The organism is Streptomyces sp. NPDC050504 (genome assembly GCF_044458065.1).
Classification (GTDB): domain Bacteria; phylum Actinomycetota; class Actinomycetes; order Streptomycetales; family Streptomycetaceae; genus Streptomyces.
This window is the reverse complement of the sequence record NZ_JBITHO010000023.1, coordinates 1-24,644: the sequence shown is the minus strand read 5'-3', so window position 1 is coordinate 24,644 and position 24,644 is coordinate 1. Positions and strand designations below refer to the sequence as shown.

General features: G+C 71.1%; 20 protein-coding genes and 5 pseudogenes. 13 read left to right on the top strand and 12 right to left on the bottom strand.

Annotated features, from left to right (window positions below; genetic code table 11):
* Nucleotides 1-82: 82 nt before the first annotated feature.
* A complete protein-coding gene (locus ACIBNE_RS40910) occupies nucleotides 83-1,207 on the top strand; it encodes a helicase associated domain-containing protein (RefSeq protein WP_399281142.1) in 1,125 nt (374 codons plus the stop codon).
* 300 nt (nucleotides 1,208-1,507) lie between these two features.
* On the opposite strand, the gene ACIBNE_RS40905 is transcribed toward ACIBNE_RS40910, so the two are convergent.
* Complete coding sequence (locus tag ACIBNE_RS40905; RefSeq protein ID WP_399281140.1) at nucleotides 1,508-2,728, bottom strand: hypothetical protein; 1,221 nt, start codon at nucleotides 2,726-2,728, stop codon at nucleotides 1,508-1,510.
* A gap of 173 nt (nucleotides 2,729-2,901) precedes the next feature.
* On the opposite strand from ACIBNE_RS40905, the gene ACIBNE_RS40900 reads away from it, so the two are divergent.
* Complete coding sequence (locus ACIBNE_RS40900) at nucleotides 2,902-3,270, top strand: helicase associated domain-containing protein (protein ID WP_399281138.1); 369 nt, start codon at nucleotides 2,902-2,904, stop codon at nucleotides 3,268-3,270.
* 569 nt (nucleotides 3,271-3,839) lie between these two features.
* On the top strand, nucleotides 3,840-4,361 hold the full coding sequence (locus ACIBNE_RS40895; protein ID WP_399281136.1) for a hypothetical protein: 522 nt from the start codon (nucleotides 3,840-3,842) through the stop codon (nucleotides 4,359-4,361).
* Nucleotides 4,362-4,640: 279 nt separating this feature from the next.
* Here ACIBNE_RS40895 and ACIBNE_RS40890 read toward each other — a convergent pair whose 3' ends face one another.
* Entirely contained in the window at nucleotides 4,641-5,471 is an 831-nt protein-coding gene (locus tag ACIBNE_RS40890; protein WP_399281134.1) for an aminoglycoside phosphotransferase, read from the bottom strand.
* A 165-nt stretch (nucleotides 5,472-5,636) separates the two neighbouring features.
* Here ACIBNE_RS40890 and ACIBNE_RS40885 point away from each other — a divergent pair, with 165 nt between their 5' ends.
* Nucleotides 5,637-5,951 (top strand): hypothetical protein, encoded by a 315-nt coding sequence (locus ACIBNE_RS40885; RefSeq protein ID WP_399281132.1) that lies wholly within the window; start codon nucleotides 5,637-5,639, stop codon nucleotides 5,949-5,951.
* Nucleotides 5,944-6,426: a hypothetical protein gene (locus ACIBNE_RS40880; RefSeq protein ID WP_399281130.1), complete on the top strand. Its 483-nt coding sequence runs from the start codon at nucleotides 5,944-5,946 to the stop codon at nucleotides 6,424-6,426. Before ACIBNE_RS40885 ends, ACIBNE_RS40880 begins: the two co-directional genes overlap by 8 nt.
* Nucleotides 6,427-6,639: 213 nt before the next feature.
* Here ACIBNE_RS40880 and ACIBNE_RS40875 read toward each other — a convergent pair whose 3' ends face one another.
* The 3 genes from ACIBNE_RS40875 to ACIBNE_RS40865 form a co-directional block, all read right to left on the bottom strand.
* Entirely contained in the window at nucleotides 6,640-6,864 is a 225-nt protein-coding gene (locus ACIBNE_RS40875; RefSeq protein WP_399281128.1) for a hypothetical protein, read from the bottom strand.
* A gap of 194 nt (nucleotides 6,865-7,058) precedes the next feature.
* The gene (locus ACIBNE_RS40870; RefSeq protein WP_399281126.1) at nucleotides 7,059-7,313 is read right to left on the bottom strand and encodes a hypothetical protein; all 255 of its coding nucleotides are present in this window, start codon (nucleotides 7,311-7,313) and stop codon (nucleotides 7,059-7,061) included.
* A gap of 109 nt (nucleotides 7,314-7,422) precedes the next feature.
* The gene (locus ACIBNE_RS40865) at nucleotides 7,423-7,560 is read right to left on the bottom strand and encodes a hypothetical protein (protein WP_399281124.1); all 138 of its coding nucleotides are present in this window, start codon (nucleotides 7,558-7,560) and stop codon (nucleotides 7,423-7,425) included.
* 309 nt (nucleotides 7,561-7,869) lie between these two features.
* Here ACIBNE_RS40865 and ACIBNE_RS40860 point away from each other — a divergent pair.
* Both ACIBNE_RS40860 and ACIBNE_RS40855 read left to right on the top strand, forming a co-directional pair.
* A pseudogene (locus ACIBNE_RS40860) lies at nucleotides 7,870-8,466 on the top strand (replication-relaxation family protein); the annotation flags it as partial.
* A complete protein-coding gene (locus ACIBNE_RS40855; protein WP_399281144.1) occupies nucleotides 8,411-8,890 on the top strand; it encodes a transposase in 480 nt (159 codons plus the stop codon). The pseudogene ACIBNE_RS40860 and the gene ACIBNE_RS40855, both read left to right, overlap by 56 nt.
* 3 nt (nucleotides 8,891-8,893) lie before the next feature.
* On the opposite strand, the gene ACIBNE_RS40850 is transcribed toward ACIBNE_RS40855, so the two are convergent.
* On the bottom strand, nucleotides 8,894-9,487 hold the full coding sequence (locus ACIBNE_RS40850) for a hypothetical protein (protein ID WP_399281147.1): 594 nt from the start codon (nucleotides 9,485-9,487) through the stop codon (nucleotides 8,894-8,896).
* A gap of 462 nt (nucleotides 9,488-9,949) precedes the next feature.
* On the bottom strand, nucleotides 9,950-10,372 hold the full coding sequence (locus tag ACIBNE_RS40845; RefSeq protein ID WP_399281123.1) for a TipAS antibiotic-recognition domain-containing protein: 423 nt from the start codon (nucleotides 10,370-10,372) through the stop codon (nucleotides 9,950-9,952).
* A gap of 334 nt (nucleotides 10,373-10,706) precedes the next feature.
* On the opposite strand from ACIBNE_RS40845, the gene ACIBNE_RS40840 reads away from it, so the two are divergent.
* The 3 genes and pseudogenes from ACIBNE_RS40840 to ACIBNE_RS40830 all read left to right on the top strand — a co-directional run bounded on the left by ACIBNE_RS40840 (nucleotide 10,707) and on the right by ACIBNE_RS40830 (nucleotide 13,654).
* Entirely contained in the window at nucleotides 10,707-11,726 is a 1,020-nt protein-coding gene (locus ACIBNE_RS40840; RefSeq protein WP_399281121.1) for a hypothetical protein, read from the top strand.
* A gap of 121 nt (nucleotides 11,727-11,847) precedes the next feature.
* Nucleotides 11,848-12,698, top strand: a pseudogene (locus tag ACIBNE_RS40835) (DUF6248 family natural product biosynthesis protein).
* Nucleotides 12,699-13,240: 542 nt separating this feature from the next.
* Complete coding sequence (locus tag ACIBNE_RS40830; protein WP_399281145.1) at nucleotides 13,241-13,654, top strand: transposase; 414 nt, start codon at nucleotides 13,241-13,243, stop codon at nucleotides 13,652-13,654.
* Nucleotides 13,655-13,681: 27 nt separating this feature from the next.
* Here the strand turns inward: ACIBNE_RS40830 and ACIBNE_RS40825 are convergent, their stop codons facing one another.
* The gene (locus ACIBNE_RS40825; protein ID WP_399281120.1) at nucleotides 13,682-14,437 is read right to left on the bottom strand and encodes a transposase family protein; all 756 of its coding nucleotides are present in this window, start codon (nucleotides 14,435-14,437) and stop codon (nucleotides 13,682-13,684) included.
* Between the two features lie 94 nt (nucleotides 14,438-14,531).
* A pseudogene (locus ACIBNE_RS40820) lies at nucleotides 14,532-14,690 on the bottom strand (IS3 family transposase); the annotation flags it as partial.
* A gap of 11 nt (nucleotides 14,691-14,701) precedes the next feature.
* On the opposite strand from ACIBNE_RS40820, the gene ACIBNE_RS40815 reads away from it, so the two are divergent.
* From ACIBNE_RS40815 to ACIBNE_RS40805, 3 genes are all read left to right on the top strand, one after another.
* Entirely contained in the window at nucleotides 14,702-15,583 is an 882-nt protein-coding gene (locus tag ACIBNE_RS40815; protein WP_399281118.1) for a hypothetical protein, read from the top strand.
* Nucleotides 15,584-15,817: 234 nt separating this feature from the next.
* Nucleotides 15,818-16,978, top strand: a complete 1,161-nt coding sequence (locus ACIBNE_RS40810) for a trypsin-like serine peptidase (RefSeq protein WP_399281116.1) — start codon at nucleotides 15,818-15,820, stop codon at nucleotides 16,976-16,978.
* A 182-nt stretch (nucleotides 16,979-17,160) separates the two neighbouring features.
* A complete protein-coding gene (locus tag ACIBNE_RS40805; RefSeq protein ID WP_399281114.1) occupies nucleotides 17,161-17,340 on the top strand; it encodes a hypothetical protein in 180 nt (59 codons plus the stop codon).
* A gap of 72 nt (nucleotides 17,341-17,412) precedes the next feature.
* On the opposite strand, the pseudogene ACIBNE_RS40800 reads toward ACIBNE_RS40805, so the two are convergent.
* The 3 genes and pseudogenes from ACIBNE_RS40800 to ACIBNE_RS40790 all read right to left on the bottom strand — a co-directional run.
* Nucleotides 17,413-18,078, bottom strand: a pseudogene (locus ACIBNE_RS40800) (MFS transporter); the annotation flags it as partial.
* Between the two features lie 96 nt (nucleotides 18,079-18,174).
* Nucleotides 18,175-18,309, bottom strand: a pseudogene (locus ACIBNE_RS40795) (DUF6328 family protein); the annotation flags it as partial.
* A 198-nt stretch (nucleotides 18,310-18,507) separates the two neighbouring features.
* Nucleotides 18,508-24,501, bottom strand: a complete 5,994-nt coding sequence (locus ACIBNE_RS40790; protein ID WP_399281112.1) for an amino acid adenylation domain-containing protein — start codon at nucleotides 24,499-24,501, stop codon at nucleotides 18,508-18,510.
* Nucleotides 24,502-24,644: the final 143 nt, after the last annotated feature.

Sequence of the window (24,644 nt, the reverse complement as noted above, 5' to 3'; positions counted from 1 at the left end):
ACGACACCCGCGCACTCATGAACCAGACCCACTCCAGCCCGACATCAGTGCATTCACTTGACGCTCACACAGTGAAAGACCCATGACACACATCAGCCAGGACGTCGACGCCGGTGCCGAAGGTGACGAGGCGGGCGACAGCGTCCGGTTGGGGGTGCGGGAGCGGGCGGCGTCGCTGCTGGAGTTCAGCACGCCGCGGGACCCGGCGGTGTTGGCGCAGTTCGTGAAGCTGCGGGTGATCGAGCCGGAGAAGGCGTACTGGCGGCAGGGTGTCGCGGCCGCGACCCGGTACGTGAAGGAGAACGGCTCCGAGCAGCTGAGGGTCCCGGTCGGGTTCGTCACCTCGGCCGACTGGTCTCCTGGTGGGTTCCCGCTGGGGGCGTGGCTGCGTGACCAGCGGTTCGCGTTCAACGCCGGGCACCTCGCCGCGTCCCGGGTGACGGACTTGGAGGCGTTGGGGATGGTGTGGTCACACCACGAGCTCGCGTTCGAGGAGGGGCTGGCCGTCGCGCGGTCGTACGCGGAGGCACACGGGCACTGCTTGCCTCCGGAGAACGCGGTCTGGGAGGGGCACACGATCGGGCTGTGGGCGAAAAACCAGCGGGCGGCCGGGAGGCGGGCACTGCGGAACATCGCCCGCCGGGAAGCGGGACTACCGGTCGACGCGGCCCGCGCGATGACCACCGAACGCATGGACGCGCTGGACGACGTCGATCCCGGCTGGTGCCCCGTCTGGGACGCCGGATGGCAGCGGCACTTCCAGCTGACGAAGGCGCACCGCGACGCGGGCAACCCGGTCCCGATGGAGGCGGGCGAGGTCGTGGTCCAGGGCGAGGACCTCGGGCAGTGGGTCCGCGCGCAGCGCTTCAACTGGGAGCAGCTGGCGGTGGGGCAGCGGGTGCTGCTGGAGATCCTGGGGCTTGAACCCGCTGGGGAGGAGGAGCGGCCGGTGCAGCGGACGCAGGACGACAAGTGGGCGGTGAACATGGCGGCGGCGCGGCAGTTCCACGGGCGGGAAGGGCACCTTCGGGTGCCCAGGAAGCACGTGGAGCAGCTGGCCGTCGACAGCGTGCCCCGAGGGCGTCAGCACGGCGCTGACGGCGTGGTGGTGAAACTGGGGATGTTCGTCGACAACGCGCGCCGACGGGCCGACAGACTCACCCCCGAGCGGCGGGCCGAACTGGACCAGCTCGGCATGCGCTGGTGAGGGTCGGACGTGATCGTGCTTCCCGTATCTGGGGAGCACGGCGTGAACGTGGGGTCGGATAGGGACACGTCCCGGTTCCCCGCTGACCCGCTCGGACCATGCTGCTGCGCCCCAGTCCCGCCTTCCACGGCGGCCGGGGCGCGGCGCTGTCCGGGGTCTCTGGCCGCGTCGGCGGATGCCTGGGAGCCCAGGAGTGGGCTGCAGTGCTGGTGGTGGAAGGGCCCCGTGTCCGGGCGTTGATGTGTCCGGGCACGGGGCTGACCGCTCCGTAGTCCCCGCGGTGCTGAAAGTGGGGTCTGCTCAGGTGTGGGTCCGGCGTCGGTGGCGGCCGGTACCAGCGACCAGGGCTGCGCCGAGAGCGAGGGCGGTACCGGTGACTCCCAGCGTCCAGGCAGTGGCGTCGCTGCCGGTGTGGGCGAGCTTGCCCCCGGTGTCGTGGTTGCCGGAGCCGCTCTGGTTACTGGGGTTCCCAGCGTCTCTGGAGTTCCCGGTGCCTCCGGGGTTACCCGGATCGCCAGGATCACTGGGATCACCCGGGTCGCCAGGATCACCCGGGTCGCCAGGATCACCCGGGTCGCCAGGATCACCCGGATCGCCAGGATCACCCGGATCGCCCGGATCGCCCGGATCGCCCGGGTCACCCGGATCGCCCGGGTCACCCGGGTCACCCGGGTCACCAGGATCGCCCGGATCGCCCGGGTCACCCGGATCGCCAGGATCGCCCGGATCACCCGGGTCACCCGGGTCACCCGGATCGCCGGGGTCCTCCCCGCCACCGTTCGGAACTACGATCTTCGACTCTTCCCAATAATCCGTTGGACCCACATTGACGTCTTTGCTTGGGCGGGGGCCCAGCAAGAAGTCGGTCGCTGGAGTGTCCGCGGTGAACTTCAGCCGCATCGGGTAGGCCGTCTTCCCGGGGGCGATCGTGGTGCTGCGTATGGGAAGTATCGCGTCAACGTCACGCGCGTGACCCGTCATTCGCAGGTCGGCATCCAGCCACACCCCGTCCACCAGCATCTGAATGCTCATGTGCGACGACGTGAGGCCCGGGTCGGGGTAGATGGTATTCACCTCCATGCTGAGGAGGAATTTCGACCCGTCCATGCCGTGTCCCGTGGTGTTGTCCAGGACCAGGTCGAACTCCCCCCAGCCGCCGCCCGCCACGAACTCGGCAGGAACCCCAGTCAGCACCGCCGCCAGACCGAGCTTCGGCTTGTCGGGCCCGCGTTCCCCGGCGGCCTGCGGAGCGGCACGGACAGGTTGCCCGCCCGGCGACGGCGCGGACGAGGACGGAGGCTCGGGCGCCACCGGGCCCTTGTCGGCATCAGCGACAGGGCCACTGGCAGGCGGTTCCTCTCCTTCCGGGGCCCCGGAAGGCTCCGGCTCCAGTTCCGGGGCGGGATCTGCCATGGAGAGTGCCGGCGGTCTCACCTCTTCCGCGGCCGCGGGCGTGACAGCCATGATGGTCGGGGCGGCCACCGAAGCGGCGGCCAGAACTGCGATACGTATGCGCTTCAAGGAAATGCCAGTTTCTTCCAGAACAAGCGGGGCGACACTCTCACCCTTGTCGCAAAATCAGCCCACTCATAGACCTTGTTCGCTTATGGGGACATAACTGCAACCTATGACTGCAGGCACCCGGACCTCCTGGACGGCGTCGATCCCGGCTGGCGCCCGGTGCGGGACGCCGGATGGCAACGCGCTTTTCAGCTCAAAGCCCCACCACGACACGGGCAACCCGGTGCCCACGGCGGCGAGCACCGTCGTGGGCCAGAGCGAAGACCTCGGACAATGGGTGCACGCGCAGCGCCTCGGCTGAGAGCAGCTGGGCGGTGAACATGGCGGCGGCGCGGCAGTTCCACGGGCGGGAAGGGCACCTTCGGGTGCCCAGGAAGCACGTGGAGCAGCTGGCCGTCGACAGCGTGCCCCGAGGGCGTCAGCACGGCGCTGACGGCGTGGTGGTGAAACTGGGGATGTTCGTCGACAACGCGCGGCGGCGGGCTGACAGGCTCACCGGGGAGCGGCGGGCGGAGTGGGATGAGCTGGGGATGCGCTGGTGACGGTGGTGGGGGTTAGGGTCGGGCGTGATCGCGCTTCTCTGTCCGAGAGGCGTGGCGTGAGCGTGGGGAGGGATGTTGTGACCGACACCGGATGGCACCTGCACGACCCCAACTGGGACACCGTTCCCGACACCGGCTGGGGGCGCGTTCCCGACATCGGCTGGGGACACGCCCCAGCCCCCTGCTGATTCATTCGGAGAGCAGCGCTGCGCCCCGGTCCCGTCCTTCACGGCGGTCCGGGGCGCAGTGCTGTGCAGGGTCCTTGCGTTCCGCGTCAGCGTGGTGCTGGCGGGTCAGGCGGCTTCGCCGCGCATCTCCTCCAAGACGCTTTCGGGCACCCTCTCGCCGGGCGTCACCGGCACGATCCGTACGACGTCGCCGCCCGCCTCCAGGCGGGCCTACTCGTGCTCCACGGCTGTTGAGCCGCCTGGTCCTCCTGGTCGTGGTTCCGCCTCGCCCCGGTGCATCCCGAGATCTCGGCCGTTTGAGGTGAGCCATGCGGGTTGTGTCTGGCAGGTCATCACGAGTCGGTTCTGCGCCGGGATCATGTGATCGCGGAAGCTGGCCGCATGAAGAAGATCTTCCTCGGACTGGCCCTGGCCGCCGTGTCCCTCGGCGCCACGGCCGCCCCGGCGATGCCCCAGAGCCTGCCCGAGCTCCAGCCCCGCACCACAGCCGCTGCCTCTCCCCACCAGGGCGGCGACGAAGACTGGTGCAAGACCTGCGTCAAGAAGTACATCAAGAAGTACGGCAAGGGCCCCAAGGGCGACCGCGGGCCCGTCGGCCCCAAGGGCAACCGCGGGCCTGCGGGGCCCAAGGGCGAACGCGGGCCCGTGGGCCCCGTCCAGGTCGTGCAGGGCGAGCGGGCGACAGTCCAGCCGGGTGGCAACGTGGCCCGCCAGCCGGCGAAGTGCCCCACCGGCACCATCGTGACAGGCGGGGGCTTCCTGACCCAGACCAACAACGACGCACTCACGATCAACCGCAGCACCCCGAACCAGGAACAGAACAGCTGGGAGGCCTCGGCCTACAACGGCGGCTCAACCGATCAGTGGTTCCAGGCGTTCGCGGTCTGCATCCCCACCGGCTGACCACACCCCCTCCACCGGCAGCCGACGCTGTCACCCCGTACACGGTGCGCCTGCCACTCAACACAGACAGCAGCACACCGATGACATGACATACGTCCCGCAGCGGAAAACGCATCGGGCAGGGCCCCGCAGTGACTGCGGGGCCCTGCCCGTACCCGTGCCGTCCGTCGCCCACGGCGGCCCGGGGCGCAGTGCTGTGCGGGAGCCTTGTGATCCGCGTCGGCATGACGCAGGCCGTACACGAACTGCTCGCCGGTCCGTACCGGGCCAAGAGCCCTGTCACGGGCGGCTGGCCGTGCCCGCCACGATCAGCGTGAAATCTGCCCAGGCCCGTGCCGCGTGCACGATGGTGGCGATCTCCGGCAGCGTGTCCTTGGCGGCCGCGTCCTCCCAGCTGTCCGCCTCCGCCCTGGCCAGGGCGCTCACCGCTTCGGGCGAGGCCCTGTTCCAGGCGGGGACCTTGGACGCCCACGCATGGGCCTGCTCGGGGCTGTGGCCGCCGTCGGAGATCAGCCGGACCGCCCAGAGTGCCGCGTCCGCCCAGGCGGGTCCGCGTGCCGGCCACGCCCAGTCGACCAGGTGAGCGCGGTGGTCGCCGCTGGCGATGACGACGTTCTGCGCGGCCAGGTCGGTGTGCAGGAGATGCCCGCCGGCCAGGTGGGCCCGGTCGGCGGGGGCGCAGTAGTAGCCCCACCGGTCCCAGGCGGTCATCAGCCGTACCCCGGGTGCCGTGCAGTTCCCCAGTTCGGCCAGCGCCTTCACGACCAGCGGCAGTTCAGGGGAGCCGGGCGCGTAGTCGGCGCGCTCGCCCGCGATGCCTTCGAACGCCAGCAGGTGCCATCCATGGGTGTGCATGCGCCACACGACGCGCGGCGCGCAGGCTGGGAGGACGCGGTTGACCTCCTCTTCACGGTCGAGTTCTTCCAGCGGCCCGCTGTCGGGCTGGCCCTTGACGAAGAGATGTCCCCCGCGGTCGAGGGTCAGCAGCGTGGCCGTTCCGCAGTTCGCTCCGTCGCGCGGGTCGTGCGTAGTGAACGGGCCGCCGACCCGCGCGGCGACTGCCGCCCGCACCTCGGCAGGCAGTGCCGTCCAGGGGAGGCGCTCGACCATGTCATGCCCCAGGTGGCGGATTCGGAGGCACTGGAGGGTTCTTGTCCGGACCGCTCGGACCAGGCGGCCGGGGCTGCGGCGTCGGTGAGATGGGGCGCGGCGAGGGGGTACGCGCTTCCGGCATCATGCACGCAGACTAGCCGCGCCACAGGCGGCCCGGCGAGAATGCCCGGAAAAGCACGGGACACCGGACCGCCTTGCCGGAGGCCGGGCGTCACAGCCGTCGGCTGCCACCAGGCGGTGCTGGTGGTCGTCACCGAGCTGGAGCGGATCATTGCCGACCCGGCCGGGGCCGCGGGCGCGGTGTGGCGCAGGTTCGGGCGCGAGAGGTGGCAGACGCTGCCCGGGGCCCTGGACAACCCCGACGGGCGGCGGCTGCACGAAGTCCGGCGGGAGGAGGCCGCCGGGCCCCTATGGGTGTCGTCAAGGGAATCGGGCTGCGTTTCGGCGCGTGGCAGGGCAGCATGGCGTGATGCCTGACCTGTTGTGGGATGACGTCAAGAGTTTCTTTGGTCCCGATCTGATGGGATCGCTGCCGGACGTCCGTGTCCCGGATACCTCGGTGGAGGACTGGCAGGCGGTGCTTGATCTCGTTCGGTCGCAGGGGTGGCCGTGTGAGTACTCCGAGGACGGTGTTGCGGTCCGGCTGCCGAGAGCTGCGGAGATGCTGGTCCGCGGTGAGGAGGCCGACGTGTTGCTGAGGGTCTGGCCGGTCTCTGGTTTCCTGGTGATCTTTCGGGTGTATGAGGCTGGTTCGATCGACTTCGACGTTGACCTGCGGGAGTTGCAGGGTCAGGACGGCGTGGATGTGCTGTGCCGTCTGCTGCGGACAGTCGGGCGTCGGCTCGGCAAGCCGGTGTTGCTGAGCCCGGAGTCTGATCCGCTCCACCCGGTTCTCGGCTTCGACGTCGAGGCCGGCCGGGTGGTGCTGCTGACGCCCCCGCAGTTCACGTGACCGCCACTGGCTGCGGTTCGCAGAAGACGATCATCTGTCGAAGTTCGTCTCGCGGCTGCTGTCATGGGATAGCTGGGTCAGCGGACTGGACACGATCCGGCACTCGCGCGGGCGGGCCGCCGCGCGGATCGACGTATCCCGTGCCCGTTCAACGGGACGGCCCGCAGCAGGTTGCGGCCCGTCCCGTACGCGATGGGCAGCCAGACCGCTCCGTCAGCTGACGAACAAGCCGTCCAGGGCCACTCCGATGAGCATCGGGGACATCGCGCACATCAGGGCGACGAATCCGGCCTTCGCCCACAGGCGCATATCCACGGGACGCTTCCTCCAGCGGCCAAGAACGATCACCACCAGGCACAGCAGCGCAATAGCGGAACCAACGACCAGCCCGAACAGGTTGATCCCCTCCCGTATCCCACGCCACCACTCCGCGTCCACGTGTCCCCTTCCTCCACCGGCCTCATCCCTCCACGCTCCGCATTCGGTCTGACGCAGAACGTGTCTGTGCAGCGGGGATTGAGACTACCGTTCAGGTCAGCCTGCGAAGCCCACGTTCGCGGCGTACTCGCGTTGGCCCCGCAGGGAGCCGAGGCCGACGTGTTCCGCGTCAGCACCATGCTGACGAGGGCGGGTCAGGCGGCTTCGCCGCGCATCTCCTCCAAGACGCTTTCGGGCACCCTCTCGCCGGGCGTCACCGGCACGATCCGTACGACGTCGCCGTTCGCCTCCAGCCGGGCCTTCTCCTTCTGCGCAGCTGAGGCGCTGTAGGAGACGGCGGACTCGTGTACGCGGCCATCGGGGCTGCGGCGGACGATCCGGACGTTGTCCACGGTGGTGGGCTTCATGGCGGCCTCCTGGGGCGGCGCGCCCCAGTGGCGGCCGGTCATGGTTCCAGACTGTCACCCGCCACTGACAACAGCCCGTTTTGTATGGGTCGGGTGTGGTCTCGCGACTGATCCGGAAAAAGTGTCGTCGGACATCTTCTGGTGGGTGCCGTCAGTGGTGTCCGTTGTTCTGGTCGTCGCGGTTGTCCGCCGGGGCGCCCGTCGCGCCGGTGCCGTTGCAGGCCGGGCAGTCGATGGTGGTGTCGTTGACGGTGAACGTGCCCTGGCCCGCGCAGTTCGTGCACGTCACAACCCCTCGCGTGTCCCTTCCAGGGTCCGCAGGCCGTCCGCGAGGCGCTTCAGCAGCTCGCGCCGCAGGCGGTGTTCGGTCAGCTGCACCAGGCGGGTGTACTACCATGCCGGGTACCGGCCGGGGAGGTCGTCGCCCCGGGCCACGGCGGGCAGGTACGCCCGGCTGATCCATCCCACGGCCCGTCACCCCCCTGCCCCGCCGCCACAGTCCACCGTCTCATCGTCCCGGTTCCGGGCTGCTTCGCGCCAGAGTGCGCGGGAGTGCGGAACGCCTCGGGTCCGTCCCCTCTTCTGGCCGTATTGGGGGATGTTGGCCCGCTTCGGCGGCGCGGTGGGTTCACTGGTCGCTATGGATGCGGAGACGGCGCGGAGCCTGGGCGCGGTGGAACAGGCCGGGCGGGACCCGCGGGTGCAGTTGCTCGCGCGGGCGCGGTACGAGGCGGCGGGGGCGCGGTGGTCGGCGGCCGGGGCGGCGGTGCGGGCCTCGCTGGTCGCGGAGGCGGGCGCGTGGCTGAGCGCGGCGGTGGCCGCGGGGCTTCTCCCGCCGGCGGATCCGGCGCCACCGGTGCTCCGGCTCGCCGCGCCGGTGGCGGAGCTGCTGGCACAGGTGCCAGGCGTGCGGGCCCTCGCGGCGGTGAGCGCCGACGATCCCCACGACGCGGTACGCGCGGTGACGGCCGCGCTGGCGGGGCACGCGCTGGCGGTGACGGAGACGGCGGTGGCGTTTGTGGAGGGGGCGCGGGGTGAGGGGTCGGTGATGCGGCCGCTGGACTGGCTGTGCGAGGTGCATCATCCGCTGGGGGGCGGGGAGGCGGTGATCCCGGACGCGGTGATGTTCTACGAGCGGTGTGCGACGGCCGAGCGGTCTGGTGGGTGGCTGCGGGCGTTCGTGGAGGTGGACCGGGCGACGATGGGGCCGCAGCGGTTCGCGGCGAAGCTCACCGCGTACGCGCGGCACTACCGGTACGTGCCCACGGCCGCCGGCGCATCATCGACGCGGACGTGGCGATACAGCCGCACTGGCGGCAGCGCTACCCGCTGTTCCCGCGGCTGCTGTTCGTCCTGTACGGCACCGGACCTGCCGGAGCCGAGAATCGCATCGCCGTCCTGCGGGCGGAGGCCGAGATGCTGCTTGGCACGGACACCTGTTGCTCGAGTGGATCCGTCAGGCCGAGCACAACGCACGGAAGCACCTGAAGGGCTTCGCCGGCTTCCTCCGCCAGGACCTCGACGCGGTGACCGCCGGTCTGATCCTGCCATGGAGCTCTGGGGTCACAGAAGGACACATAAACCGGGTGAAAACACTCAAGCGAGCTATGTACGGCTGAGCCTCATTCGAACTCCTCCGCACCCGCATCCTCGCCCAACCCTGACCTTCTTGGAGTGCAGGCAGCAACTGGTGGGATACCTACATTGCGGCCGTAGCGGGCAGACCCTGCCCCGACCGCGCACGCGGACATCCGGAGGGAAATATGGACGTGGTTCCGCTGGTTAGCACGCTCGTTGGAGCAGCGATCGGCATAGGGTCCACGATGCTGGCCGACCGAACGCGGTGGATACGCGACAGGCGTGAGCGAATAGAGCTTGCCCAGCAACAGCTCCGCGCTGACTTCATCGCAGCCGTCGCTCGCAGTGCAGACATCGTCTGGAACGTTGCCCACCAAGACCGGCCTCCGACCGAGGACGGTAACCGGCGTGCCCGCGAAGCGTTCCGAGAAGCGGACCTCTACACCTGGCGCTATCGGATCGCCCTTGCGTCGCCACCAGAGATTGTCGCCGGTTGCGAGGCCCTCCTGGATGCGCTGCGCAGCTACCGTGAAACCGTTGCCGCAGGCGAACGGACGGGCAGCACGCGGTACCGCGAAGCGAGAGGCGGGTACTTTGCAGCGGTTGCCGAGGCGATCAACGTCCTTCGTGGGAGCCAAGGGCCACTACCCTTCTCGATTCGCCAGTCGGTACGCCGAGCAGACTCCAGCGGTTCCGACCCTGGCGGACGCTAGGCCATTCACGGAACTGCGGACAGAGCCGCTTTCAGAGAGCACCATCAGGGGTCATCGGCCACGACATCCCGGAGCCCGACGACGACGCCGTCCGCTCTCCCGCCCGCGACAGCGCGGTCCGCCATGCCGCCAACGTGGTCTCGCTGGCGGCATGGCGGACCCGTCGATAGATGAAGGCCGCAGGGCCCAGCCGCGCTGGCCGGGCCCGCGGTCGGCTCCACGCCGCAGGCAGATCGCACCCGCGGAAGACGCAGACGAAGTCGTCCTCACGCACGAAGTTGCCCCGGCACCAGCCCTAGACCCCGGTCTCTGCTTCCTCCTCTCAGGGGCTGCGACAGCCCCTGGGCCTGAACCCCGCCCATGCATGTCCTGGCCCGTGTCGCCCGATTACGCCGACGCCTCGGCCCCTGCGCTGGGGGCGAACCCGCTCCCCTGCAAGGCGAACACCTTGATCGCGGCACCCAGGAACTCCACCATCCCGGGGTGGTAGGAATCGTGGAACGCCCTCATGGCCTCGTCCTCGGCGTAGAAGAGCGACATGCCGACGTAGGCCTCCCTGGAGGGGGTGTAGAACCGGCAGACGATGTCGAAGTGCCTGCGGACGAGCTCCTGGATCTGCTGATCTCCGGGCAGGGAGCCGCCGTCCAGGAATGCCGTGATCTCCCGGTACAGGACGTCCCAGTCCTGACGGACCCGCTCCCTGTCCACATGTTCCCAGTCGTTGGTCCCGGCAAGGCTCTTCGCCTGCTCCTCGGCCAACGACCGGCGGCACTCGTCCTCGTAACTGTTCCCCACGGCCCCGGTTCCCATCGTTCCGTCACCTCTCCGGCAGATCCCCAAGCCAAGAGGCCGCCGACACGTCGACATCGACCAGCCGCCGATGATCAACTGCCGGTCCAAGCCGAACGGTGACACTTAGCCACCGAGTCGGCAAACCATTTCTTGGCCCCTCCGGCGCTCCGTCCCGGTGTTGGTGGCCAGTTGAGATTCCCCGGTCACGGCCAGCTGGCGGGGAGCTAACTGGCCGCTAAATTGCTACTCGCTGTAATTACATGGAGAGCCTCACGGCCTGATCAGATTCAGTCGAATTCCGACAGTTCTGGGCGATGCCCCAAAGGCAGCACCGGGCTCGTTAGGTTGAGTCGTGGCCACGACCCATCTACGCGCCTCCGATGTTCCCGAACTGCGCCAGGACCTGGTCCGCTGGGCGGACGAGAACGTGTTGCGCGCCGATCGCGGCACGGCGCCCGTGCTGATGCACGGGTTCACCGACCCCCGCCTGGCGCAGTCGGCGGTGCACGGCGCAGAGCTGTACTTCGTCAACGACGACATGACCTGGCTGGCCCGCACCGTCGGCGAAGGCCTGCCGGTCTGTGCCTTCGACGCGGACAACCTCCCGGACCCGACCGGCTTTCTGCTGTGGTCCGACGACCCGAGCGCGCACACCGCCACCCTCGGCCGGCCCCGGGCAGTGGTGTGGTCCCGCGTCGCAACGACCCTGCGCGTGCTGGTCCTGGACGACGCGGGTCCCTACCGGCGGGCTCTGGACGAGGCGGGTCGGCGGGTCGATCCAACCTGGGCCCACCAGGTCACCAGCACGCTCGCGGGGGACCTGGCGGTCGCCTTCGGCGCGGTCATCCCGCTGGGCGTCGAGACCGACTGGGACCAGGTCCAGCACGCCTGGTCGCTAGACCGGGACGGTAACCCGGCCCGGGACCGGTACGGCCTGGGCAACACGGGGATCAGCACCATCACCGACGACCAGCTGCGAGTGCTGAGGACCCTGCTCGGCACCCTGCTGCTAATCCGCCAGCCGGCAGACGAGCGCCGCAACCTGTGGCAGTCCGAGGACGTCCACCCCGACCCGGCCGCCCGCAAACGCCTCCGCCGAGCGGGCGCCGAGCGCCTCGACGCGCCGGTGCAGTACATCACGCTGCGCCAGTCCGCCCGCCCCGAGCCTGGGGACGACTTCGGCAGCGAGGACACCGCTGGCCGGGTCTACCGGCACCGCTGGTTCGTCAAACCGCACCGGCGCACCTACCCCGACAAGGACCACCCCGAGGGAAAGTCCCGCCGCTGGGTGGGCCCCTACCTCGTCACCCCGGTCGGCTGCGCGGACGCCCCGATCCTCGGCACCGAGAAGGTCAACGTCCTACGTCGCTGACTCGTGCCTTCGGCGAGCCACCCCTTCGGCGTCGCTGAGGGCGCAAGCCGGATAGCCTCCGTCGCGCGGACCGGCCCAGCCGGGAAGTGCTGGTTGTGACGCAGAGTGCAACTCGCCGCGAATGGGGAACAGCCATGGCCGCCAGTGGGACGTCCTGCTTGGCCATCCTTGGGGAGGACTCGCTGGCCGCTGTCATCCCGGTCAGCCGACGGCGGAAAGGCGCAGCTCGACCGGCGAGCCGTCGGAGCGGCCCAACTCAACGGCATGGCGTCCAAGACCTCTGATGCGGCGCCTCCGGCCACGGCTCGGACGGCCAAAGCGGCACCGGCCACTCTCCGCAACGGCAGTTCTCGATCACGCGCTCGGTCCCGCGCGAAGCCCGGTACCGTCCCCCGCCGTGTCTGCCATGTCGGCGGACAAGGCCTCCTGGGTCCGCACACACGCCTGGACGAAGGCGATGCTGCGGATCGATACCGCCTACCCTCACGGCTTCTTCCGCTGGTGCTCCTGCGAAAGCCGTATGTGCCACCCCTGCCGCACCGGGCACCACGGCAGCTGCGTCACGCTGGCGGGCCCCGCGTCGACTCCCACGCGGGAACCGTGACGAACCGCCAGGGCTTCGTCGTCGCCGTCATCCAGCACGGGAAGCACCAACGGCCCTGCCGGTGGACCTGCCCCTGCCCCCCCCCGCCCCGCGCCTCCCACGGTCTCCCCGTCCCTCCGAGCTCCCCGAGAAATTCCCCGGCCGCTCCGGGCCGGGAATCCCGTAGCCGGACAAGGGTTGACGTCCACCCGGTGGAGCGGAACACGGTCCGGCTGCCGCACCCGGTCAAGGGCTACGCACCCACCCCCCCTTCACCCTCCTCGGCACGCCGTACCCGAGGCATGGAAGGCGGCGTGGTCCTCCTGCCGCTGCTTGGTCGGCCGACTCCCAGTCGCGGACGACTGATGCTGGGCAGCGCGTCGGGGTAGCCGTCGAAGGCGAGGCCTTCCAGCGACAGCAGGGGACGCCCGCCGCCCGTAGCCCCTTGTCGACGTCCTGCAGCCGGCCGCCCTGGCAGGACCCGAAGTGGTCGAAGTCCAGGTACGCCCCGGCCGCCTGGCACAGCCGTTCGTACGCGTTGCCGCACAGGAAGGCGTGCTGCGGATCGGTCCTGAACGGCCCACCGTCCAGGACCGCACGCAGCGCCTCGGCCGCGGCGGGCGCACCCTGTTCGATCGGGTCACTGACGGAGGGGTCCTCGGCCTTGAGCTCCGGCCCGCAGTATCTGCGGATCTCGTCCAGGATCCCGCGGTTGCCGCGTCCGGCCAGGGCTCACGCGGCGGTCACATCCAGCAGATACCCACGCGGTGAACAGCTCATCGGCGACCGTACGGTGCCCTGCGGAGCCGCCCCGGTGCGGGCCCCGGCGAAGGGGGTCCTGGGGATCATGTCAGTGGATGGGCCATGGGCGGTCGGCTGGTGCCGGTCCGTAGCCCTGGGCGTGGTGCCAGGCGGCCATGAGCTGTGCGACGTGGTGCTCCAGGTAGACACCGTGGGCACCGGCCGCGGCGAGCGCTCTTCGTACGAGTTGTTCCTGTACAGCGGCGGCCGCGTCCTGGTCCGTCCACTCCGCACGCGCGAACGGGATCCCGAGCTCGACCGGCTCACTCTGCATGTCAGGAAGTTCGCCGCAATGATGACCGGACTCCACGGCGACCGCCACGAGGGCTGGATCACCGACGCCGAACAGGACACCCTGGTCCCGCTCGCAGGTTTTGCCCACAATCTCCGCCGCGACTTCGATGCCGTCCGTAACGGACTGTCCCTGCCGCACAGTTCCGGCGCCGTCGAAGGCAACATCAACCGGCTGAAGATGCTGAAACGTCAGATGTTCGGCCGGGCTGGCCTCGATCTCCTACGCAAACGCGCCCTGCTCGCACGATAAGCCCCAACCCATGAGCCGTTTCCAACTTCATGCTGCCGCGTGGTGAAGAACGAGAACGGCCTTCACGATGTCGGTGATGCGGTTGGTACTGCAGCGGAGTTTCCGGAGCAGACGCCAGCACTTCAGCGTGGCCATGGCCTGCTCGCCGACGCAGCGGATCTTGGCGTGGGCTGTGTTGTGGCGCCGCTTCCACCGCTTGAGCCGACGGCCCCGGAACGGGACACGGACGGGGCGGCCCGCGCCCTGGTATGCCTTGTCGGCCCAGCACTTGAGTCCGGCTTCCGCCAAGGCATCGATGAGCCCGTGCACGCGGGCGGCGGTCAGGTCGTGCGTGGAGCCGGGCAGCGCTGGCGAGGCCCACAGCAGGCGGCCGAAGGGATCAGCGAGGACCTGGACGTTCATGCCGTGGCGCTTGTGTTTTCCCGAGTAGTAAGGGGTGTCGGCGGCGATCCGGTCGATCGGCAGCAGGGTGCCGTCCAGGATGACGAAGGCTTTCGCTCGGGCCGTCTTCATCGCCTCGGCCAGGCTCGGCGCGAGGGCCGAGAGCACCTCGACGGCCTCGCGGATATAGCGGTAGACGGTGGCGATCCCGATGCCGAACCCGGAGGCGAGCTGGGCGTAGGTGTCCCCGCACCGCAGATGGGCCAGGACGAGCAGGGCCTGCTGCCCGGCCGCGAGTCGGCGCCATCGGGTGCCGACCTCCCGTTGCCGGACGACGAGTCGCCCGGTCAGGTACCGCAGGCTGCGAGTGGACAGATCTATGGACGACAGGTAGACAAGCACGGAAGCTCCTGGCGGCACGGGTGATCTTGGTCGAGAATCCGTCTACCAGGAGCTTCGCCGTTGTGCAGAGCCGTCCAACACGCGGTCACAGCCGTCAGGTTGGAAGAGGCTCGGTCTCGTATTCGATGGGAGTCAGGCGGCCGAGTGCGGTTTGTCGGCGGCGTCGGTGGTAGGTCCGCTCGACCCAAGTCACGATGCCGATCCGTAGTTCCTCGCGGGTGGTCCAGCGTCGGCGGTCGAGGACGTTCTTTCGTCTCCCTCGACGTGTACGACGCGGCCGACGGCACGCGGCGGCGGGCCGAGCTGCCGTGGCCGGGGGCGCCGGTGGTGACCGCGGCGGGGCCTTCGGTCCTCGTCACGGACGGCCGGGCGCGGGCGGCGCTGGTCGACCCGGCGACCGGGCGGGTCGCGAAGGTCCCCGCCGCCGCGCTCGGCTTCCCGAAGGGGTGTGCGCGGTGCCGCGCGTCGGCCGAGGTACTGGGGCTGACGCCGAAGGGGCCGCTGGTCGCCGCGGACGGGGAGTTCTGGGTGAGCGGGGCGTGGTTCGGCCGCGACCGGGCGCCCGCGGGGACCGACGCGCGGTCGGGGACTGCGACGGCCCTGACGCCCGGGCAGGTGCTGGCGCGCTGGCACAAGGCGCGGGGCGCGAAGCGGGGCGCGACGCACGACGTGTGGGCGGTGCACGACGGGGCGAGCGGGCGGGTGGTGGCCACCGCGGAGTGCCACAAGCCTGCGATAGCGCCCGGCGAGCACCCGGAGGCGGTCCTCTCGCCCGGCGGGCGGTTCCTGGTCGCCGGGAACCTGGCGTTCGACCTCGCGCGCGCGAAGGGCTTCTGTTTCGAAGACCCGGACGGTTCGCGGCCGCTGACGCTCACCACGGTGGACGACGCGGGGCTCGTGTACGGCGCGCGCGACGCGGCGGACGCGCTGGCGGGCGGCGGCGCGCCGGTCGCCGTCGACCTGACGGAGCCCGGCGAGGAGGGCAGGCCCGACGCGGTCGACCTCGCGCCGGGCACCCGGCTGCCGGCCGGGGTGGTGCCGGGGGCGGGTCTGTTCCGCTGGACGGACCCGCAGGGGCGCGAGCGCTTGATCGCATACGCGGAAAAAGCAGAGACGGCAGAGAAGACAGAGAAGGCGGCGCAATAGCCAGGGCGCGACACCGTCCCATTCGCGCCACTTTTCCCCGGTGCACGCACGCGGCTCCGCTCCGACCCGGGAGCGTTCACGCTGCTCAACCGCCTCTTACGGCACCCCCGTCCGCCCCGTGGCTCCGCGAACCGTGGCGCGATCCTTTCCCATCCTCTTCCGCCGCCCCCCACCGGTCGCAACGATCAAGGCGGCGGGGGCCGACCACCCCTGCTCTCATACCAGGGGGGTTGCATGACCACGAGAACGAAACCGGCCGCTTCGCGCACGAGAGCCGGGCTGCTGCTGGGCGCACTGGCCGCGGTCCTGGCGGTCGGCGGCCCGGCCGCCCTTCCCGCGTCCGCGTCCGATCCCGACGCGGGGGCGCGGGCGGGCGGCGCGGGCGCGCGGCCCGTCGTGGCCGAGCACGCGACCGGGGTGGACACCCCGGCCGAGGCCCTGGCGGTGGAGCGGCACCACACGAAGGCCCGCAGGGCGACCGCGGCCGACGCCGCCGCGCTGCTGCGCGCGTCCGGGCAGGCCGGCGCCGCCGGTTCGGCCGCGTCGGCGCGCGCCGAGCGCCGGACGCCGACGGGCCTGCCCGGTTCCTTGCCCGCCGCCGGGCCCTCTGCGGCCGTGGTGCGGGAGTGGGTGAAGGACATGCCCAAGGGTGCCGCGCAGGAGGTGCGGAAGGCGTTCGCGGGCGAGCTCGCCGCGAACCAGCCGCTGATCCGTACGGTGGGCAAGGTCGAGTACACCGATCCGCGCGACAAGCTGACCTACCAGTGCTCGGGCGCCGCGATCAACAGCCCCTCGAAGATGATGGTGGCCACCGCGGGGCACTGCATCGGTGTCGGCGGGAGCAGCCCGAGCGGAGACCCGAACAAGCGTCGGTGGATGGAGAACTGGGTCTTCACGCCCGCCTACAACACCGGCGGCGTGGAGGCGCCCTACGGCAAGTTCACCGCCAAGCACTACAGCGCCCTCGACTACTGGATGAGCGGAGCGGCGCGCCCCTACGACTTCGGTCTGGTCACCACGAACCCCAACGCGCAGGGGCAGCGGGTGGTCGACGCGGTCGGCGGCTTCGGCCTGGCATGGAACTACACGTTCGAGGAGGACCGCCTGATCGTCGGCTACCCGCGGAGCCACGACGAGGGATACTCCCAGTACCAGTTCGCCGGCCGCACGACGACCTCCATCAAGGAGTCGGCCATGATCATGATGCCGGGCGCCGGCTTCGACTACGGCGGCAGCGGGGGCCCCTGGCTGCGCAACTACGACCCCGTGACCGGCAAGGCCTCCATCAACGGGGTCACCAGCTACATTCACAACGGCAGCAGCAACAACAACGACAGCCCGCACTTCGACGGCGGCATGAAGTGGCTGTGGGACCAGGAGGGATCCCGGACCTGAGAAACCGGTGGAGCCGGGGCGGTGCGCGGGGCTAGCGTTCCCCCTGCCCGCTTCCCGTCTTCGTGAAGGACACACCGTTGTACCTCCAGTGAGTGATCCCGAGCGCTGACCCGTCGCGCGTCGCACAGCAGGTGCGGCGCGTCGCATTCCGCTACGGTCTTCTCCCTGGAACGAGGGTGTCCATGTCCGGAACCTGGTCCGAGAACCGTCCTGTCCCGTCCCTCCGCGCGGGGCTGTCGCGCCCCGCCTGGCAGTCGGCGTACGGCCCGCCGCGCAGCCGCATGCGCCGCGCCCGCTGGTCCCCCGTCCCGGGGCTGAGCGGCGCGCTCGTGCGCGAGAGGTGGCGGGCCCGCTCCTGCTGAGCGGTACGGGGGGGGGCGGGGCGGCGCCCCGCCCCCCCGTACCCCGTAACCCCGTAGCCCCGTGCCCGGCCGTCAGGCCTTCTCGCGGCACAAGAAAAGGAAGCACCCCAGCGCCAGCACGCCGCAGCCCAGCTGCACCGCGGCCATCGGCACCGCTGTGCCCTCGCCCGCGACGCCCACCAGCGGCGAGGCCAGCGCGCCGATCAGGAACGACGACGTGCCGAGCAGCGCGGACGCCGAGCCCGCCGCGTGCTGCGTGCGCATCAGCGCGGACGCGTTCGTGTTCGGCATCACCAGACCCATCGAGGACATCAGCACGAAGAGCCCCGCGGCGACCGGCACGAGCCCGACCTCGCCGAAGAGCCCCGCCGTCATCAGCAGCAGCGCCAGCGCGGCCAGCGTGATCACGACCAGGCCCAGGAGCAGCACCTTGTCCATGGAGACCCACCCGACCAGCAGCTTGCCGTTGACCTGGCCGACCGCGATCAGGCCCACCGAGTTGATCCCGAAGAGCAGCGAGAAGGTCTGCGGCGAGGCCCCGTAGATCTCCTGGACGACGAAGGGCGAGGCCGTGATGTACGCGAAGAGCGCCGTGAAGCCGAGGCCGCCCGCCAGCATGTAGCCGGTGAAGACGCGGTCGGCGAACAGCCCGCGCATGGTGCGCAGCGCCTCGCCCACGCCGCCGTCGCTGCGCCGCTCGGGCGGCAGCGTCTCGGCCAGCCACTTCCACACGACCAGGCCACGGCCGCTCGGATTGGCCCCGGCCAGCGCCAGGCACCCACCGCCCTCCCCCGCTCCGTGAACGTGGGGGCCCGGGAACAGCGTCCACATCTGCACGCCGGTCTGGGGGACCCGCAGTTCCTGGAGCAGTTCGGTCCAGCGCCGGTCGGCGCGCTCCTCGGGGAACTCGTCTCGGCCGTGGCCGTGCGGGCGTCCGTTGCTGCCGCCCTGGCCTTCCCGTCCGCTCATGATCCGTCCTGTCCGGTCAGGGACCGTTCCATCCAGTCGTGGACCGCCTGTTCGGTCATGGATCATCTGTTCGGTCATCGGGTCGTGCTCCTTCGGGGACGCCCGGGCACCCGCGCCTCCGGTCCGTCAAACCGGGCCGCTCCCCCGGCGGGCCCGGGCGGTACGGCCCCCGCGCGTTCCCGCGCGGGGGCCCCGACATCACCGCTGCGCGCGCCTCGCCAAAACGTCGGCCAGCACGGTTCCCACCTTACGCAGGGGCTCTGCCCTGGTCATCTCGTTGTGCGCGGCGGCGACGGGATGGACGTGCACCTGCCCGCTCACGTAGGGAGCCCACTGCCGGACGACCTCCTCCCGGGAAAAGCCGGTTTCGGTCGCGGGGAAGTGGAGGACGTCGCCAACGAAGTGTCCCGGCGTGGCATGCCGGACCATCCGCCAGTTGTCGCGCGTGTTCCGGACCACCCCTCGGAGGTGGTCCTCGGTGAGGTCCTTCATGGCGGGGATCTTCTCCTTGATGATCTTCAAGGTGTCGGGCAGGGTGAGCGGCCGGTCCCGGGGTCCCACCAGGTGCCCGACGGCGTGCAGGAGCTGGACCATGACGGTGTGGTCGTCGGCCTCCTCGTACGGGGCTTCGGTGTCCGGCGGGTAGGCGTCCAGCACGGCCAGCAGGGCCACCTCGTGCCCGGCCTGCTGGAGCCGCACCGCGACGGCGTGCCCGAGGTTGCCGCCCATGGACCAGCCGAGGAGGTGGTAACGACCGCTCGGCTGGACGCTCGTGATGTGGTCGACGTACCAGGTGACCAGCGCGTCGAGATCGGACGGAGCCGTCCCCGCGCGGGCGACGCCCGGGGCCTGGAGTCCGTAGACGGGCTGGTCGGCGTCCACGTGCCGCACCAGACCGACGTACGACAGCCCGAAGCCGCTGGCGGGGGGCAGGCAGAACAGCGGCGGCCGGTCCCCGTGCCCGCGCAGCGCCACCACCGGCTGGAAGAGGTCGTCCTCGGTGCCGGTGGCGGTGCCGCTGCCGCTGCCGCTGCCGAGCACCGACGCCAGGCCCGCCACGGTCGGCTGCCGGAACACACTGGCCAGCGACAGCTGCGCGCCGGTGGCGTCGCGGATCTCGCCCAGCAGCCGCACGGCGAGCAGCGAGTGCCCGCCCAGCTCGAAGAAGTTGTCGTCCACCCCGACCTCGGGAAGGCCGAGCACCCCAGCGAACACCTCCCGCAGCAGGTACTCGTGGGAGGTTCCCGGCTGCCTGCCCGGGTGTCCCGTGGCCCGGTCGGGGGCGGGCAGCGCCTTGCGGTCGAGCTTGCCGTTCACCGTCAACGGCAGTCCGTCCGCCAGCCGGACGATCGCGGAGGGCACCATGTACTCCGGCAACAGGGCCAGCAGACCGGCGCGTACGTCCGCGATGTCGACGTCTCCGCCTCCGCCCGCGTCCCGCCCGTCCGACCCGCCCGGTCCGCCCGGTCCGCCCGCCGGAACGACGTACCCGGTGAGGCGCTTGTCGCCCGGCTGGTCCTCCCTGACGACCACCGCCGCCTGGGCGACGGACGGGTGGGCGAGCAGGGCGGCTTCGATCTCGCCCAGCTCGATGCGGAAGCCGCGCACCTTGACCTGGTCGTCCGTACGGCCCACGTACTCCACGAAGCCCTCGGTGTTCCACCGGGCCAGGTCGCCCGTGCGGTACATCCGCTCCCCCGGAGCGCCGTATGGATTGGCGACGAACCGCTCGGCGGTGAGGCTTGGGCGATCCAGGTAGCCCCGGGCCAACTGGACACCGGCCAGGTACAGTTCGCCCGCCACACCGGTCGGTACCGGTCGCAGCGCGGCGTCCAGTACGAACACCCGGGTGTTCCGGACCGGACGGCCGATCGGCACCACGGCACCGGCAGCGGCGTCCGGCTCACAGGTGAAGGCGGTGACCTCGATGGACGCTTCGGTCGGGCCGTACAGGTTGTGCAGCGGTACGCCCAGCAGCGCCCCGAACCTGTCGCGCAGCCCGGCAGGAAGCGCCTCGCCGCTGGACACCACCGCGCGCAGCGACGGCACCGTCCACCGCGACGCCTCGGCCGCCGCGACGAACACCTCCAGCATCGACGGCACGAAGTGGGCGATCGTCACGCCCTCGCGCCGGATCAGCTCGGCCAGGTACGCGGGATCACGGTGTCCGCCCGGCCTGGCAACCACGAGGGTGGCGCCCCCGAGCAGCGGCCAGAAGAACTCCCACACCGACACGTCGAACCCGAACGGCGTCTTCTGCACCACCCGGTCGTCCGGAGCGATGCGGTGGACGTCCTCCATCCACGCCAGCCGGTTCACCACGCCCGCGTGCGGGACCGCCACCCCCTTGGGACGCCCGGTCGAACCGGACGTGTAGATCACGTACGCCGGGTGGGCGGGCAGCAGCGCCCCGCGCAGATCGGTGTCCGACAGGTTCCCGTCGGCCGTGCCCGCCAGCTCGGCCACGGTCGCCGGGTGGTCGAGCACCACCCGCGCCACGTCCTCGGGGAGCACGCCCTCGGCCGCGCCCGTGGTCACCGTCAGCGTCGGCCGCGCGTCCCGCAGCACGTCGGCGACCCGCTCCGCCGGATGCTCCGGGTCGACCGGCACGTACGCCGCACCCGACTTGAGCACGGCGAGGAGCGTCACCACCAGGCCCGTCGAGCGGTCCATCGCGACCGCAACCCGCCGCTCGGGCCCCGCGCCGCGCGCCACCAGCACGCGCGCCAGCCGGTTCACCCGCGCGTTCAGCTCCGCGTAGGTGAGCCGCGTGCCCTCGAACACCACCGCCACCGCGTCCGGAGTCCGGGCGGCCTGCGCCTCGAACAGCGCGGGAAGCGTCGCGGGGGCCACCTCGCGGGCGGTGTCGTTCCAGTCGGCCAACAACCGCTGCCGTTCGGCGGCCGGGAGCACCCCGACCCGGTCGAGCGCGGTCGACGGTGCCGTCTCCAGCGCCGACACGACGCCGTCGGCCGCCGTGGTCACCATCGCGGCGAGCGCGCGCGGATCGATCGGGGAGACCGTCTGGGCCTTCACCACGAAGCCCTCGCCGGTGTCGTCGACGCTGACCGTGACCGGGTAGTTGGTGCGCTCGTGCGCCTGGAGCAGATCGACACCGTCGAGACCGGCACCGGCAGCGGCGGCCTCGCTGTGGCGGTAGTTGAACAGCGAGGTGAACAGCGGGGTCTGCGCGGAAACCCCGCTCGCCTGCTGCGCCACCGCCAACGGGGCGTGCTCGTGCACCAGCAGCTCGGCGAGCTGCCGCTGCATGCCCCGTACCGCGTCCCGTACGTCTCCCGCGCGCGCGTCCACCCGGACGGGCAGGGTGTTCATGAACAGTCCCGGCACCCGGTCGGCTCCTGTTCCCGCGTTCATGCGGCCGAACAGCACCGTGCCGAACACCACGTCGTCACGGCCCGAAGTGGCCGCCACGACACGCGCCCACGCGACGTGGAACAGCGTCGCGGGACTGACGCCCAGGCCCCTGGCCTGCTCCCGCAACCGCCGCGCCACGTCCGCGTCGAGCGCCATGCGCACCTCGGAGACGCCTCGGCCGTCCCCGAGCACGTCGAGCAGTCCGTACGGAGCGGTCGGCTCGCTCACGTCCCCCAGCAGCTCCGCGAAGAACCGCTCGTGCTCCCCGGGGGACACCAGCGACCTGGCCCGCCCGACGAACTCCCGGAACGGCAGCGGCTCGGGCAGGGTGTCCTGCCGCCCGTCGAGGAACGCGGCCACCTCGCCCATGACCACGTCCAACGCGGTGTGGTCCTGGATCAGATGGTGGACCTGAAGGAGCATGGTCCAGCGGTCACCGCCCGGCCTGCGAGCCAGGTGGGCGCGGAGCAGCGGGCCCCGGGAGAGGTCCATGCCCGGCGGGCACGCCGCGAGCAGCAGGTCCGCCGTCCCCGCACCGTCCCGGTCCGTCGCCGCGGGGAGCTCCACCTCCCGCACGGCGAGCGTCGCCCGGCGCGCCACCACCTGGACCGGTTCGCGCAGCCCATCCCAGACGAAGGAGGTCCGCAGGATGTCGTGCCGGTCCACGACCCGCTGCACCGCGCCGAGGAACTCCTGGGCCCTCGCGCGGGAGTCGAAGTCCAGCACGAGCGGCAGGACGTAGGGGTCCCTGGCGTCACCGCCCTCCAGCAGGGAGTGGAAGAGGATGCCTTCCTGGAGCGGGGCCAGGGGGTAGACGTCGGCGATGTTCGCCGCTCCGCCCGGGACGGCGGCGGTGATCCGGTCGATCTCCTCGCCGGTGAGGTCGACCAGCGTCACCATCTCCGGCGTGATCACCGTGGCGTCGGCGGGGATGCCGTTCGGCGGGACCGCCATCCGACCGTCCGCCTGCTCAACGGCCGCGGCCAGTTGCGCCGCCGTCGGACTGACGAACAGCGACCTGACGTCCACGGCGATGCCCCGCGCCCGCGCCCTCTCCACCAGCGTCACGGCCAGCAGGGAGTGCCCGCCGAGTTCGAAGAAGTTGTCGTCGACCCCGACCCGGGGAAGGCCGAGGACTTCGGCGAACACCACGCACAAGATCTCCTCCCGCACGTTCGCCGGACCCCGGCCGGTGACGCCCGCACCGTAGTCGGGGGCGGGCAGCGCCTTGCGGTCCAGCTTCCGGTTCGCCGTGAGCGGCAGCGCGTCCAGTACGACGATCGCCGCAGGCACCATGTAGTCCGGAAGCACGTCGGCGACGTGGGCGCGCAGGGCGGAACCGTCCGCCTGCGGGACACCGCCGTCGGCGGGAACGACGTATCCGGCCAGTCGCTTGTCGCCGGGCCGGTCCTCCCGCACGACGACGGCGGCCTGGGCGACCGACGGGTGGGCGAGCAGGGCGGCTTCGACCTCGCCCAGCTCGATCCGGAAGCCACGCACCTTCACCTGGTCATCGGTGCGCCCCAGGTACTCCACCTGCCCGTCGGCGTTCCACCGGGCCAGGTCACCCGTGCGGTACATCCGCTCCCCCGGAACACCGTAGGGGCTGGCGACAAACCGCTCGGCAGTCAGCCCGGACCGGTTCAGATAGCCCCGGGCCAACTGGACCCCGGCCAGGTACAACTCCCCCGCCACGCCCGGCGGCACCGGCCGCAGCGCCGCGTCCAGTACGTAAGCACGCGTGTTCCACAGCGGCGCGCCGATGGGGGGAACGCCTGCCCCGGTCAAGGGGGCGCTGGCCAGCGAGGCGACCGTTGCCTCCGTCGGGCCGTAGACGTTCAGCATGAGCCGGTCGCGGGACCACAGCTCCGCGGTCTCCGGCGGGCACGCGTCTCCCGCGACCACAAGAGTCATCTGCTGCGGGAGGCCGCCCGCCGACGCGAGCAGCGGCAGCGTCGCGGGAGGCAGGGTCGCGTGCGTGACGCGCTGGCCGGTGACCAGTTCGGCCAGGGGCGCGCCGGGGGACATCCGGTCCGCGGAGGCCAGCACCACGGCCGCGCCCGCGAGCCAGGCCGGCCACATGTCGGCCACCGACGCGTCGAAGCTGGGCGAGGCGAACTGGAGCAGTCGGCTCTCGGGGCCGATCCGAAGGCGCGCGATGTGGTCGGCGGCGAGGTTGGGTACGCCTCGGTGCGTGACCAGGACGCCCTTGGGATTGCCGGTGGAGCCCGAGGTGTAGATGACGTAGGCCGGATGACCGAGCAGCAGGGGGCCGTGGCGCTCGGCGTCGGTCACGTCGTGACCGGAGCGGCCCGCCAGTTCCTCCCGCAGCCGCGTCTCCCCCAGCGGCAGTAGCACCGCGTCGGCGGAGGGCAGTTCGTCCGGGCGCGCTCCGTCGGTAACGAGGACCGCGGGTCGGGCGTCGGCGAGCATGTAGGCGATGCGGTCCGCGGGATAGTTCGGATCGATCGGCAGGTAGGCGGCCCCGGCCTTGAGTACGGCGAGGATGGAGACGATCAGGTCGATCGAGCGCGGCAGTGCCAGGGCGACGACGTCCTCGGGACTCGCGCCGCGCTCGATGAGGAGACGGGCGAGCCGGTTGGCACGGGCGTTGAGCTCGGAGTACGACAGCTCGGTGTCCTCGAACACGACAGCGGTCGCATCCGGGGTACGGGCGGCCTGAGCCTCGAACAGCTCGGGCAGGGTCGCGAGGGGCACCTCACGGTCCGTGTCGTTCCACTCCACCAGGACACGCTCGCGCTCGACCGGGCTGAGAACCTCGATCCGGCTCACGAGGACGGCCGGGTCCGTAGTCACTGCCTCCAGGACCCTCAGGAGGCGTTCGCCGATACCGGCGGCAGTGTTGTGGTCGAACAAGTCCACGGCGTACGTCAGGGCACCGCGCAGGCCCGCCGGAGTGCCGTCGGCCGCGAGGACTTCACCCAGCTGAACGTCCAGGT